The sequence below is a fragment of the Paenibacillus sp. FSL W8-0426 genome (assembly GCF_037969725.1).
GTDB classification, from domain to species: domain Bacteria; phylum Bacillota; class Bacilli; order Paenibacillales; family Paenibacillaceae; genus Paenibacillus; species Paenibacillus hubeiensis.
Genome location: NZ_CP150203.1, coordinates 5,707,471 through 5,721,551 on the forward strand (window position 1 = coordinate 5,707,471; position 14,081 = coordinate 5,721,551).

Genomic DNA, 14,081 nt, shown 5'->3' on the forward strand with positions numbered 1-14,081 from the left:
AAGGTAAAGTGATGTACAGAATCGCTTGAGCCGGCATTTTTTTGTTCGGAAATCCTCCGAATTCATATCGCATCTATATATAAGAAGGAGTTTAACATGAAATCCAACAAACCCAGAACATTGCATAAAAATATAGAATTTTTCGCAGCCGCGCTTTCCCAGTGTACGGTAACGGCATGGCAGGAAGATCCCGCAGGCGTATATTGCGAGGTGGGCCGCGGCATCGTGGAACGCATCAGCGACGAAAGCGTACGAATTCGCAACGACAACGGCACGAAGAGTCATTTTGCACGAGACATGACGATGTTCCAGACCGAGAAATAAAATTTTGCGCGATTGTAAAAAAAAGCAAAAAAGTGCTGGCATTTTAAGCGCCCGTGATGTATACTCGTCTCACAAGGAAAGGAGGTGCGTCAACATTAGTTATTCCATGTTGAACGTGTCCCTTACCCGATTCAACCGTTCAAATTAAGTTGAATGGTTGAAGGCGCGGGATACGGATCAAGGCTTCACATAGCGCCACGGGTAGAAAGACCGTCTTCGGACGGTCTTTTTTCATGTCCGAGAACGCGTGCCAGCGCAAGCTTGTTGCAAAAACAACCAAAATATTGGAAATGGACCCTGTAGGCAGATGCCCCTAGGCAACTATAATGAGGGTGCAACTCATCCTAATATTCAGGGAGGAATATTTGAATGCCGAGATTTGTAAGGGGTTACAAAATATCCATCGTATTGGTCTTTGCTTTGCTGTTCACCTCGCTCGGGCTGCCTGCCAGCCAGCATGCCGATGCAGCGCCAAGCTTTGCCAAAGGGGCCGACATCAGTTGGGTTCCGGGGATGGAAGCACAAGGGTATAAGTGGAAAGATAAAAACGGCGTGCAGCGCGACATTATCGATATCCTCAAAAACGACTATCAAATCAACTCGGTTCGTATCCGCGTTTTCGTGAATCCTTCGAATGATTACGGAAACGGGTACCTGAACAAAGATCGCGCCGCAGCGCTGGCCCAACGTGCCAAAAACGCAGGCATGAGCGTGATGCTCACCCTGCACTATAGCGATTCGTGGGCCGATCCGGGCCAGCAAACCAAACCTGCCGCGTGGAAAAACTACACGTTCCAGCAATTGATGGATGCCGTATGGAATTATACGCGCGAGGTCATGACGGCCATGCAGAGCAAAGGCGTGACACCCGACTGGGTGCAGATCGGAAACGAAACGAGCAATGGCATGCTGTGGGAAGACGGCAAAGCGTCGGTGAACATGAAAAACTATGCCTGGCTTGTCAATACCGGCCATAATGCCGTCAAATCCATGAGCGCCAACACCAAAACGATCGTTCACCTCGCCGGCGGGGATGACAACGCCTTGTACGTCTGGAACATCGGCGGGCTGATCAGCAATGGCGCCAACTTCGATATGATCGCCATGTCCCTGTACCCATCCGCTTCCGGCTGGAATACTGCAGTAACCAATGCCGTGAACAACGCCAAAGACCTGATCAACCGTTACGGCAAAGAAATCATCGTTTCCGAAATCGGCATGGACAACAATCAGCCTGCCGCAGGCAAAAGCTTCGTTGCCGCCATGAAAAACCAATTCCGCAACCTTCCTAACGGCAAAGGCAAAGGGGTGTTTTATTGGGAGCCGCAAGCCACTCCGGGCTACAATGGCGGATACGGCAAGGGAGCATGGCAATCCAACATGATGCCGACCATCATGCTGGAAGGCTTCATTGACTAAACAGCAGATGCCCCATATTGTGTGATCTTACGATGAATCAAACAGCCTTGGCTCGAATATCCGAACTAAGGCTGTTTGATTATATATAGCTGGATGTACTTTACTACTTTACTTTACTTTACTTTACTTCGCCGACTACGGTGAAGCGCTCGTTAACATGTTTCGCATTCTCGATCTCATCCACCAGAGCGATTGCATAGTCAGCATAGCTGATATAGCTGTTGCCTTCGCTATTAACCATGATAACGTCATGGCCTGCCTGGTATTTGCCAGTGCGAGCGCCTTTCGGATTAAAGAAGCCTGCCGGGCTCAGAAACGTCCATTGGATGCCTGTAGAAGCTTGCAGATCCTGGAGGTTTTGCGTTTGGTTCGACGCGGTCGCTTTATATGCTTCCGGGAATCCCGGGGAATCGACAAGACGCTGCGTCTTGGACTCGTCCGTGAACAGGCTGCCCGCACCGCCGACAACGATCAACCGGGTGTTTGGCGCGCCTTTCAAAATTTGAATCAAGGCTTGTCCCACTTCTACATGCATATGCTCTTTGCCAGCAGGCGCACCAAACGCGTTGACGATCACGTCAAAACGTTGGGCATCTTCGGAAGTCAGGCTGAACACATCCTTCTCCAATGCGTTCACGCTTTTGTCCTGCAGCTTGGATGCATCACGCACGATTGCGGTGACTTCATGCCCTCTTGCCTTGGCTTCCTCCAAAATGAAGTTGCCGGCTTTGCCCGTTGCTCCGATAATTCCGATGTTCATCATGATCTCTCCTTTAACGTTTGGGATGGAATATACTATATAAACCGCACTAATCATTTTCACTAGGGCACTGCGAGTGCAGTACCATCTTCCGATCGCTGTTATCCCCAGATTTTTGGGATTCCCCTTTTCTAAGGGAAAATCCGGTGATAAATGCGAACGCTTTGCTTCTCCAGATTGGTTCTGCCCTCTCCGTTAACATGTGTTTGTTTTTTGCGGTTTATATAATCATATTATGTTCAAACTTTATAATGTAACTATATCGGTTACAACAATATTTGTCAACCAACAGGCACAAAGAACCTCTGCTCACCCTGACGATGAGCAAAGGTTCTTACTTGATATAGCGTCTTGAAACCACAAGCGGCTCGTTTATTCAAAACTCTGCTTCTTTACCGCTCCTTTATAGCTTCTATGCGCTCTTCCGGCTGTGCAAACGCCATACCTCTGTTTGATCTGCCAAAGCCAAGGGATTCTCGAACGGGATCGTCCCGTAAGCCGTCTGTGCTCCGGACGGCACACCCGGAGTAATGTTCCCCGAATGGTAGGTACTATTGCCAAGCGGGAACATATAGTTTTTCCCACCATTGTTGTCCCATGTGCCGCTGCCGTTGTTGAACACGGCCTCCAATCCCGATGCGGCTCCTACGTCAATCGTGATCTTATAGTAACCGGGAACCTCCGCCGCCGTCATGGCTACGCCGGGAGGTGTCGTCCACGTCCCTCCTGCAGGGCGATAATGAATATTTGGATTCGCGTATCCTTGCTTATAATAGATGGTTACGCTATTGCCCTGCGGAGCTTCATCCGTCGTAACGCCCTGTTCTTCGCTGGCTGCCGAACGATTGGAGGCAGCATCATAGGCAATCACCTTATATCGGTACGTCGTTGAAGGTTGCAGCCCTTGATCGGTGTAACTGGTCGCTTCGCTGCTCCCTACCTTCGTTCCGTCACGAAAAATCTCATAACCGACCACGCCGACATTGTCCGTCGACGCATTCCATGACAGCGTCACGGAATGGGGCGTGGTAGAGGCAGCTGCGAGCCCTGTCGGCACGCTTGGCGCTGTCGCGTCCACCTGAGGGGCACCGGGCGTTATTTTGCCATTGCTGTATGTGCTTGTGCCTAAGGGGAACATGTAGTTTTTCCCGCCATTGTTGTCCCATGTGCCGCTGCCATTGTTAAATACGGCCTCCAGTCCGTCCGCCGAGCCTACATCGATGGTCATTTTGTTATAGCCGGTGATTTCGGCCGCAGGCATTTGCACGCCGGGAGGAGACGTCCATGTTCCGCCAGCAGGGCGATAATGAATGTATGGAGTAGCATATCCCTGCTTGTAATAAACCGTAACCACGTTTCCATCCTCCGTCTGGGCCGTTACCGGTAAACTGACGGGAGACTTGTTGCCGGCAGCATCGACGGCCTGAATCGTATAGGTGTAACTGGTTGCCGGCGAAAGCGCAGCATCCATAAACGAAGTGCTTGCGCTATCTCCCACTTTAATTCCATCACGGTAAATGTCGTAACGGGCCACGCCGTAATTGTCGCTGCTGGCGTCCCATTCCAGCGCTACGGACGATGCGGTAACAGCCTTCACCGTCACGTTGGCAGGAGCGGTTGGCGGCTGCGTGTCGGCTTCCAACGTTCTCACTTTTAACGGTTTGCTTAATTCAGAGCTGTTATTGGTCTTGTCTATGGCCTTCACGGTGTACTCATAATCCGTTTCGGGCGTGAGACCGGTGTCGGTAAAGCTCGCAGTTCCGGAACTGCCGGCCTTGATCCCGTCACGGAAAATATCGTATGACTCCACGCCGACGTCATCTTCGGGCACTTCCCACTCCAGAGTAATGCTGCGATCCGTAACCCGGGACGCGTGAATCCCTGTTGGTGCAGCCGGCGGCGTCGTGTCCACGACAAGGAAAGGATGTGTGCCCTCGATATTTCCTGCGGCATCCTCCACGATTTTCCCGGCAGCGTTCTTGCTGTACTTGCCTGTGCCGACGTAAACGGTCTGAATCTCGCTGCGCGTCACGTTTCCGTTCTCATCCACGGCTTCGACGTAATAGTCCACCAGTTGATCCCGGAACTCGTTAAAATACGTGTAGTACAGGTCGCCGATTTCTTGTGCAGGCACTCGCTTGAACATATCGGTGCTGCTCGGCTGCCAGACAACACCGTTGATATCCGGTTGTAGATCCCGCTTGTTCATCGGGTATTCCGTCCACCCGCTGACTTTGTCCGGATCGATGTTCGGCACGCCTTCGGCTTGAAGTCCCGCCGGATCGTATACGCGGAACGTATTATCCCGGGCATCCGCCTCTTTATCCCGATGCGTGCGTACCTTTACCTTGATATCCTGGATTCCGCTGACATCATAAGCGTACGTATAGATGCCGAACGTATTGTCAAAATAGTGCAGCGTCCATCCTTCGGCTTTGCTGACGTTTGCGCTGCCCGGGTTATACGGATAACGCTGCGGCCACCAGACCGAAGGGCCGGTTCGATCCTCCGCCAGCTGGCTGTTCACATAGGGCTTGGAAAAAAACAGCGACTGGTTGAAGGAGAGCGTCGGTTTCACGCCGTCATCGACATTTTCGTCGTAATATCCGAAACCGGAATCCAGCGCGGGCAGCAGAAAATACCAGCTCAGTTCGGCAGGATTTGCACCGCCGCTGTAATCGTTGGCCGGGTCTCCTTTGACCGGATATGCCATCATCCATGGATTCAACTGATTGCCCTCATACGTAATTTCGTGATCAAGCGCCGTCGTTGGCTTCCAATGGTTGGGGTGGCTGTCAAGCCATATCTGTTCCGCGGTTTTGGCGTAATTGAGGGCAGCCTGCTCCAGAGCGAAGTTACGCTCCAGATAGTGGTATCCATATTCGAACGACACCGTCATGCCTTCTTCCACGCCGTCCAGATTCTTTTTAGGCTTCAGATCAAGGCCTGTGGCTTGATTAAAAGCATCAAACTGACCCTTCCAAATACCAAACGGTAGACGCCAGTGATACCAGGTCGGATCGGAAGACGAGTCTCGCGTATCAATCCATGAGCCATCCTGAACATGGACTACGTCTTCCTCGTCAGGCGTATTTGTGCGCAAATACTCGTTAATGCTCTCTCCCTTCACGCCAGACTGCGCATAGGTCACGTTAGCCGCGTTTCTCCATGTTTCCTCGGAGCCTGCGCGTCCCGAAGAATTGTCTCCGTCATGGGCGATGACAAAGAACTGCTTCTGGTCGACCAAACCTTCGAACGGTTTAAGCGCATCCGCCTTGGCCGATCCTTGATATCCTTCTTCCCACGACTCGGCCTGGGCAACGGGAATGCCTACGACTCGGCTCTCCTCACCCGTCTCCGGATTGACATGCCGAACCCAATGCGGCGTGGAAGCAAACGGATATTTGTTGTAGACCACCTGCTTTTCGTTAAACATAGGCGAGGATACCCAAGACCCAACGTCGCTGGTGTTCTGCAGGTCGGCCCGGTTCGGTGGCGAGATCATCGTATCTTTGCCGGGATCGTTCAACAGCGGGTAATCCTTCAATGTACGGGAGAAATGGTTGTTGCCGATGACCGACCACTCGATGCCGAGTTTGTCGAGCACCGGGATGATCCGTTCCGAGAAGCCAAGCTCGGTCGGGAAAAATCCTTTCGAGGATTTAAACGAATCCCCCAGAAAGAAAGGCTGTGCCATCACTGCATTCTGGTAAATCAAATCCTTGAGCAAATATTCGTTGCCCGCCAGCGGTCCCATCGAATGGTGCCCGGAGAAATGAACGAGGTCCATCGTTCGCTCCCCGTTGGTTGTTTTGAGATTGTTGTATGCATTTTTCCAGGGAGCGCCCCAATTCACATTGTTGTAACCGTTTACATTATTGGTGTACATAAAACTGTTCACGTTATTGAGCAGCGACCCTGACATGGTAACCTGCATGCCCGCGGCAGGATGAAGGTTTTTCAAGTCGCTTGCCACCTGCCAGGGCCAGGACAAGTAAGCTCCCGTTTTGGCATGGTGCGTGTAATAAGCCACCAGATCATCATGCGGCATGGGTGCTCCACTGGGCAAATGATACGGATAATTGGCTGGAGGATTGTTTTTCAAGTCGACGACCTGCCCGTCATACGTATAACGGATGGGAGAACCCACCGGAGCCGAATGGTATGTGGACGTGTCATAGTAAGCCCAGAAATTCGGCATATGATTGTGATATACGTGGGTTGCGGATATTTCAGCGAAAACAGCCGATGTCTGTATTGTAAATACAAGCGGTAATGTCATAAGAATGGCACCAAGCTTGCGTACAAACTTCATGTTTTACCTCCCTTGATCTGATCCTTTGCAAAATTCACCCTAAACAGTCCTACAGTCGGCATATGCATGATATGCCTTTGCGGTCAGGTCATTATTCCCTTGCTCCATAACCGTTCTGTTCCATCTTCCCTCCTTTCTGTCGATCCCCGCAATCCGTGCCAATGGAGCTAGGTCGCCTTTTGCAATCACGGTTCATCCTTCATAAGAAATGCGATGATCTTTTTCCTTTTTTGTTATTGCGCAAACGTTTGTTCAAATTTCAATGAATTTTCGTGCCATCAACCTGCTTAAACCAAGGAATTCTAAAGTAATCTCACATTTCAAACTCCTTATTATTGCAAACGTTTGCACAAACAATATACCTTTAAATGGAACGAAATGTCAATCATTCATTTTCTGCGTCGTCCTCTATTTGATGATGCAGTTAGGGGATGAGACAAGCCAAAACAAACGTTAGCAAAAAGGACCAGCCAATAATCTGGCTGATCCAATCATGCACCATCCCGCTTAACCTTTTTCCGAGCTCAATTTCTTCGCCAATTCGCTCATATCGCGGCCCTGTAACGCTCCTGCCACCAGTTCAGGAAGCATGCCGGGCGTACAAGCAAAACACGGTGTGCCGTCACGGGAGAGCTGCTTCGCCAGCCGTTCGTCATAGAATGGCCGTCCGCGATCCGACAGTGCCAGCAGGCACAACGTCCGCACGCCGGATTCCCACATTTCACGCATGCGGCGCACCAAAGCGGATTGGTTGCCGCCCTCATACAAGTCGGTGACCAGAATGAACAGCGTTTTTTTCGGGTCCTCAATAAAGGGCTCGCAATACGCGACCGATTTGTTAATATCGGTTCCTCCGCCGAGCTGAATACCGAACAACATATCTACAGGATCATTGGCGCACTGTTCCGTCAGATCGACCACTTCCGTATCAAATACAACGACCCGGGTATCCAGCGCGGGCATGCTTGCAAAAACCGCTCCCGTCACCGAGGCCCAGATGACCGATTCGGCCATCGAACCGCTCTGGTCAATGTCGAGGATGACGGTCCATTCCTTATTTCGTCGTGCCCGGTCGAAATAATAAAACTTTTCGGGAACGAGAATGCTGCGTTCACGGTCATAATGCTTCAAGTTGCGCTGGATCGTCCGTTTCCAGTCCAGTCCGCTGAGCGAAGGGAGAGGGGTATGCTGACGCTTGTTCAGTGCGCCTGTCACAGCCCGCCGCATGTCTTCCTTCATGCGTGCCATCAGGTCTTCGACTACGGCCTGTACGAGCAGGCGTGCCGTTTCCTTCGTCTTTTCCGGTATTTTTCCCTTAAGCGCCATCAATGTGCCAACCATCTGAATGTCCGGTTTGACCGTTGCAAGCAGTTCGGGCTCAAACAACAGCTGCTTCCAGCCACGGCGCTCAATCGCGTCATTCTGGATGATCGAGACAACGTCTTCCGAGAAGAGGCTGCGCACGTCGCCTAGCCAACGGGACAGATTAACCGCCCCCCTGCCGCCGCCTGCCCCGCGGCCCGATGCTCCGCTTCCCCCGGCACCTCGGCCCGAGCTGTTGCCAGGTGAACTGCCATCGGTATCATCGTAAATGGCGGCCAGGGCGGCATCCATGATCGCTTCTTCTTCGGTCAGCTGCAACGCTTCTTCCCCGGTCAACCCCTCCAGCTTTTCCTGAGCCGCCTCGCCCAGAATCAACCGCCAGCGGGAAACGGAGTGTTCTTGTCTTTTTTCCGCCTGATCCGTCATGTCAAAAGTCCCCAAAATCAAATTCGTTTAATTCGTCCAGCATCTTGTCCTCTTCCTCCTTCAGATCCCCGGTTAAAACCTCTGCCGCTTGTTCCGCGTTCACGCCCCACAACTCGCCCAGTGTTTCGGCAATCATCGTTTTTTCGTGCGGCGAAAAGGAGCTGAATGCCCGGCGCAAAAAGACTAGCGCCCGTTTGAACTCATCGTTGTTTAACGAGTTGATGTAATCGTTCAGCTGCTCCCATAGGCTCATGCGTGACAGCAGCGCATATCGGTTCCGCATGGACAAGCCCTCGAACCAGCCTGCGCCAAGATCGGACGGAATGCCCGGAGAAAGCCGCCGCGAAACTTCGGCCGCGCACTGCTCCGCATCCATCTCGCCTCTTTCGAGCAGCAGGGCGCAGGCGAAGCCCGATAACTTGGGATTGCGGTCATCCCGTTCGGAGAGCTCGTTCAATTCGGCCGACCACATAGGCACGTCAACGACTTCGTCGTGTTCTTGGGCAATCCGGTTCAAATCACTCATAGCGGCGACCATGGCGTATGCTGCTTCGTCGTTGCAGTTTGCCGCATCCGACAAATACAGGCAGCCGCGGTAGAACAACTGTTCAAGCAGCGGCACAAGCGGTGCCGTTTCCGTACGCCGGATATCGCCATACGCGATGATACGCGACAGCTCTGCCGCAGCGGACGCGATCTGAGCCACGTCACGGCTGTCCGCAGCCAGCGCCTGCAGGACGCGGCGTCCGTCTTCCATTTGCGCGGTCATGCCGCAGCGGACAGATACGCCAATCAGCCGGGATGCTTCGGCAATAGACGTACAGGCCTCCAGCTTTTCGCGCAGCCGATGCGCACATGCAATCTCGACGGTTTCGCCGAGCAGCGTGGATTCCACGACTCTGATTTCGGCCTCAGGCGTCCATTGGATGACCCAGTCCTCGGCCCATACCGCGCGATCGCCACCATTGGTATTGTTTCTTGCGAATGGAATCTCCAACAGTTCCAAGCGGTGGAACAGAACGGAGCGATTCAGATCAAGAAACGCCGATTCGTGCGAGGAAACCCGGCGATTCTCGCGAAGGTCAAGCGATAAATCCGCGGCCACCGCGCTCTTGTATTTGGTGAGCTTAAGCCGCTTGAGCTCACGGTTCAAGTCATCCTGAAGCGGCGTTTGGCTAACGCCTTCGGCCAAGCTGCCGATATCCGTGCCGATGTCGAGGCGGGCCAGCGCCTCGGCTACCACCGACAGCTCGCCTCGACCGAGAAGCGTCTGTGCCGCATCGCGCAGCTCAAGGAGCGTGGGCATGCTGCCGCCGTGAAGCGAAGCCAGTCCTTCGGCCAACCGCACAGCCTCAATCACTTCGGCGGTGGACCTGTGCGTGCCTGATGACCGAAGCAAACGGGCAGCCGTCGACAGGTACAACCTCGGCAACTCTTCCGGCGATCCCGCCTCCATGGCCTCCCACATCATTTGAAAATAATGCGGAGCATGATTTCCCGCGCCATACCCCGACAGACTGGAAAGCCGGTAATATGAATAAGGCATCAGGGTTAGTTTGGAGCTGCGCGAAGGCATTGCCGCCAGCTCTTCATCACTCATCGCGCCTCCGGCAGGATGCTCCAAAACCGATGCATGGTACGCTCCGCAGACCACTACGATCTTCTCGGGATCATGTCCTGCTTCGATCGTTTTTAGAATTTGCCTCCGCATGTATGCTTCGCGCACATGATTATACGCGTGCTCTTCCGCCTGCTCGGCCCGCTCCCGCTCTTCGCCAAGACTGCGCATTTCAGCCGAAAAAGCGAGGATCGAATCCCGATATGCTTCCGGGTTGGCATTATGTTCGTAATGGCGCTCCCAGTACGTTTCGTAATCATGCTCGCCTGCTAAATCGGCAATCCGGTCGTATATGGATCCAGCCTGTTTGTCATTCCGAGTACCGCCGTCTATTATTTCTCCCTCGCCGTTATCGGTCGCTTCGTTTGCCTTCGTTTCGTTTGCTGCCGTTTCATCCTGCTCTGTCGTACCATTCCTGCCACGGGACAAGAGCGATTTCTGTTTCAGCTCTTCCAGCGCCAGTGCTGCGCCGGATGGCAGGTCGATCAACTCACAATGCACCTCATTTTTGGCAGCCCAACGCATCGCCTGCAGTTCCGGAGAGTATACGGCGAATGGCCATAACGCTGTTCGAACGGGCATTTCATCCGTAAACGCCAGCAGGGCTACCGGAGGCACGGTCGATGGATGCACCAGGTCGGCGATCCTGTCCGTCGCATCCGAAGGACCTTCAATCAATACCGCCGTCGGACGGACCCGATCCAGATATTCCAGCAGATGGCGAGCACCTCCGGGGGACAGGTGCCGGACGCCGAAGACGGAGACGCGTGCGTCTTCCATCGTCTTCACTCGTTCAACTCCCTGCACGCCTGGTACAGTCCGCGCCACTCCGATCCCCGCTTCTTCATGACGTTGTCGAGGTATTCCTTCCACACCAGCTTGTCCTTGTCATCGTCTTTGACGATGGCCCCCTGCAAACCCGCAGCCAGATCTTCGTCCGACAGCTCGCCATTGCCGAAACTGGCGGACAGCGCCATGCTGTTGGTAAGCAGCGAGATCGCTTCGGCAGTGGAAATAACGCCGCCCGGAGACTTTAATTTCTCCTTCCGGTCGAGCGTCATGCCGCTGCGAAGCTCGCGGAATATGGTTACGACTTTCAACAAGGCTTCGTCCGCCGGCGGAGCTGCGTGCAGTTGGTACGAAGCAGCGATTTCGCTTACCCGTTTTTTGACAATGGAAAGCTCGGTTTCAAGATCGGAAGGCGCAGGCAGCACGATGATGTTGAATCGGCGCTTGAGGGCCGCGGACATTTCGTTGACGCCGCGGTCGCGCGTATTCGCCGTTGCGATAATCGAAAACCCTTTACGCGCACTCGTCTCGCTGCCAAGCTCCGGCACCGAGACGGTCTTTTCGGACAGAATGGAGATCAAAGCGTCCTGCACTTCGGAAGCGCAGCGCGAGATTTCCTCGAAGCGGGCAATGCTGCCGTCTTCCATGGCCCGCATGATTGGGCTGCGTACCAGCGCCTCCGGTGTCGGCCCGTTGGCGAGCAGCATCGCGTAGTTCCACGAATAGCGCACTTGTTCCTCCGTCGTGCCCGCCGTCCCTTGAACGACGAGTCCCGAATTGCCGCAAACCGCGGCAGACAGGTTCTCCGACAGCCATGACTTGGCTGTTCCCGGCTCGCCGATCAACAGCAGCGCACGGTCGGTAACCAGCGTTGCGATAGCCATTTCGACCAGTCTTCGGTTCCCTATGTACTTGGGCGTAATATCCACTTTGCCGGCTTTGCCACCGGTAATGTAAGTCAGTACGGCACGCGGGGACATTTGCCACCCTGGCGGAACCGCTCCCTTGTCTTCCTTTTTAAGCGCCTCAATCTCTTCGCGATACAGCAGTTCAGCCGGAAGGCGCATGACATCCTGTGCTTGTTTTTTCGTTGCGGCCATTTCGATATTCCCCTCTCCATGATGGACCTATTTCTTTCACCAATCTTGTTCCAAAATCCAAATCACCCTTCGCCCGGTGCTGCCGGGCGGCCTGAAATCGAAAGGATATTCTCTGTTTATGGAAAACCGGTTTACACCGATGCTGCCCGGCGCCGAAGCGTATGAACGATCTCTTCGAGCTGCTCCTTAAGGCCTTCATAGCGTACTTCCGGGAGTAACGCCTCTACCCTGTCCGCCACTTCTGCGGCCAGATGATCGGGGACGCGAAGCAAACGTTCGCTCTCTTCGGAGTACATGCTATATGTGCGTTTCCAATCTTTTCGCTCCATCCATTGCACCAGAAGTTCGGCTTTTATATCCTCAGCAGCACCGCCGGCATCCAGGGCGGCGAAAATGTAATGCGAGTCATGATTGTTGGCTTTTTCTATGGCTTTTTCGATATAAGGAAGCAACCTGTCATTTCCGGGGGCTGCCAGCGCGGACACCAGTTGCAGCTCATCGCGATCCATCAGCCAGTCGAGCCAGCGGGAATCCCATTCTGCTTCGATCCGTTCCTGGGGCAACCGGCTTCTGACATACCCATGATAAACGTACAATTCATCGCGAAGTGCATCCAGCAGCGCCTTCTGCGCCAGTTGAGACTTTCTGGAGACCACGGTTTTGAGGCGTCCCCACCCGGAAGCAACATACCTGTCGTAAAGCTCGGCTGGCGCAAGCTGGCGTCTGGCAGCACGGAATGCATATGGCAGATACCCCGGGTCTTGATCTTCCAATTGTTGGAGCACGGCAAGTGCCTCTGGCGAATCCGTTTGCGCCAAATAACCCGCAACCTGTCTCATTAATTGCACACGATCGCCATAGTCGAGCCTGCCCAAGGAAGGGAAAGCGGATTCGTTTCCTGCCACGTCCAGATACAGGCGCTCCAGCTCGGGATGACGCACGTCTCTGAGCGCAATGGACAACGGCTCAAGTTCTTTCCATAGCTTTCCCTTGCTTTTTTTGTCATCTTCGCCTACATGCTCCTTGCGAAGCCGTTCCTCGAAAAGAGGCAGCAGCATATCGACCATTTCCTCGGCTGGCGCATAACTGATCGCTTCGGCCACGAGCAATGCGTCTTTTCCCTGGATTGCTTGATATAACCGTTCGCGCGCTCCTTCCGAATTACGGACCGCCAATGCACCATAGGCCCCTTCGCGTACCGGTTTCTTTTTGTCCTGCGACCACTCAAGCAATCGGTCTTCGAACTTTGGATGAGGCCCGAGGCAGGCAATCGCCGCGGAGCGGATTTTGTCTCCCCCTTCTTCCGCGGCCTTGACCAAACGTTCCAGCGACCGTTCATCCTCCGGATCGACACCGAGCGACCTTACCACCTGCAGGCGCCGTTCCTCTTGACGTCCTCCATTGATGTCCATTCCCTCAAGCAAGTAAGGTACAATCGCCGGTCCATATGCCGGCAGGATGTTCCGCGCCGCAAAATCCGCAATTTCCGAATATGAATCGCCCAAGGCCCTCACCGCAAACGGGAATAACCTTAAGTCACGGAACAGTCCCTGTTCAAAGGCAGAAGTCACAATCTCGTACCGTCCGCCTCCCGAATCCGACAATGCATTCTGCACCTCGGCCAGCTGTCGGTACGAGTGGCTGGTCGTTAACCCTGACAATTCGACCTCCTTCCTATGCTCCGCGCATACGTCTCCTTCTGCAGCCACGATCCCCTGTGTCGACAACACCGAATTCAGCAGCAGCGCCACATCCTGCAGCCGGGCCGCTCTTGCTTCCGCCTCTAAAGGACCTGTCAGTGCGGCGACTCCCTCGGCAAGTTTGCCGAATACCGGGGCCCGCTCCCCAAGCTGGGCCAACTTCGGCTCCAGGCGTTTCAGGCGGAAATCGTCTCCCGCCAAGTCGCTGCCTGCAATATATAAACGGCGAAGTTCGCCCTGTAGTTCTTGCAATAAAGTGGTGCTCATTCGCTTCTCCTCCCGATTCCCCGTTTTGATTCCAGCTTCG

8 protein-coding genes are annotated in these 14,081 nt (G+C 53.7%); 2 read left to right on the plus strand and 6 right to left on the minus strand.

Annotated features, from left to right (window positions below):
- The first annotated feature begins 96 nt into the window (after positions 1-96).
- Both MKY59_RS25705 and MKY59_RS25710 read left to right on the plus strand, forming a co-directional pair.
- A complete protein-coding gene (locus MKY59_RS25705; protein WP_236414653.1) occupies positions 97-324 on the plus strand; it encodes a hypothetical protein in 228 nt (75 codons plus the stop codon).
- A 369-nt stretch (positions 325-693) separates the two neighbouring features.
- A complete protein-coding gene (locus tag MKY59_RS25710) occupies positions 694-1,743 on the plus strand; it encodes a glycosyl hydrolase 53 family protein (protein WP_339274458.1) in 1,050 nt (349 codons plus the stop codon).
- Positions 1,744-1,861: 118 nt separating this feature from the next.
- On the opposite strand, the gene MKY59_RS25715 is transcribed toward MKY59_RS25710, so the two are convergent.
- The 6 genes from MKY59_RS25715 to MKY59_RS25740 form a co-directional block, all read right to left on the minus strand.
- Complete coding sequence (locus MKY59_RS25715; RefSeq protein ID WP_339274460.1) at positions 1,862-2,503, minus strand: NAD(P)-dependent oxidoreductase; 642 nt, start codon at positions 2,501-2,503, stop codon at positions 1,862-1,864.
- Between the two features lie 412 nt (positions 2,504-2,915).
- Positions 2,916-6,818, minus strand: coding sequence for a carbohydrate binding domain-containing protein (locus MKY59_RS25720; protein ID WP_339274462.1), 3,903 nt, complete (start codon positions 6,816-6,818; stop codon positions 2,916-2,918).
- A gap of 507 nt (positions 6,819-7,325) precedes the next feature.
- Positions 7,326-8,567, minus strand: a complete 1,242-nt coding sequence (locus MKY59_RS25725) for a VWA domain-containing protein (protein ID WP_339274464.1) — start codon at positions 8,565-8,567, stop codon at positions 7,326-7,328.
- A 1-nt stretch (position 8,568) separates the two neighbouring features.
- A complete protein-coding gene (locus MKY59_RS25730; protein ID WP_339278479.1) occupies positions 8,569-10,965 on the minus strand; it encodes a DUF5682 family protein in 2,397 nt (798 codons plus the stop codon).
- A 5-nt stretch (positions 10,966-10,970) separates the two neighbouring features.
- A complete protein-coding gene (locus tag MKY59_RS25735; protein ID WP_236414662.1) occupies positions 10,971-12,074 on the minus strand; it encodes an AAA family ATPase in 1,104 nt (367 codons plus the stop codon).
- A 131-nt stretch (positions 12,075-12,205) separates the two neighbouring features.
- A complete protein-coding gene (locus MKY59_RS25740; protein ID WP_339274466.1) occupies positions 12,206-14,041 on the minus strand; it encodes a hypothetical protein in 1,836 nt (611 codons plus the stop codon).
- Positions 14,042-14,081: the final 40 nt, after the last annotated feature.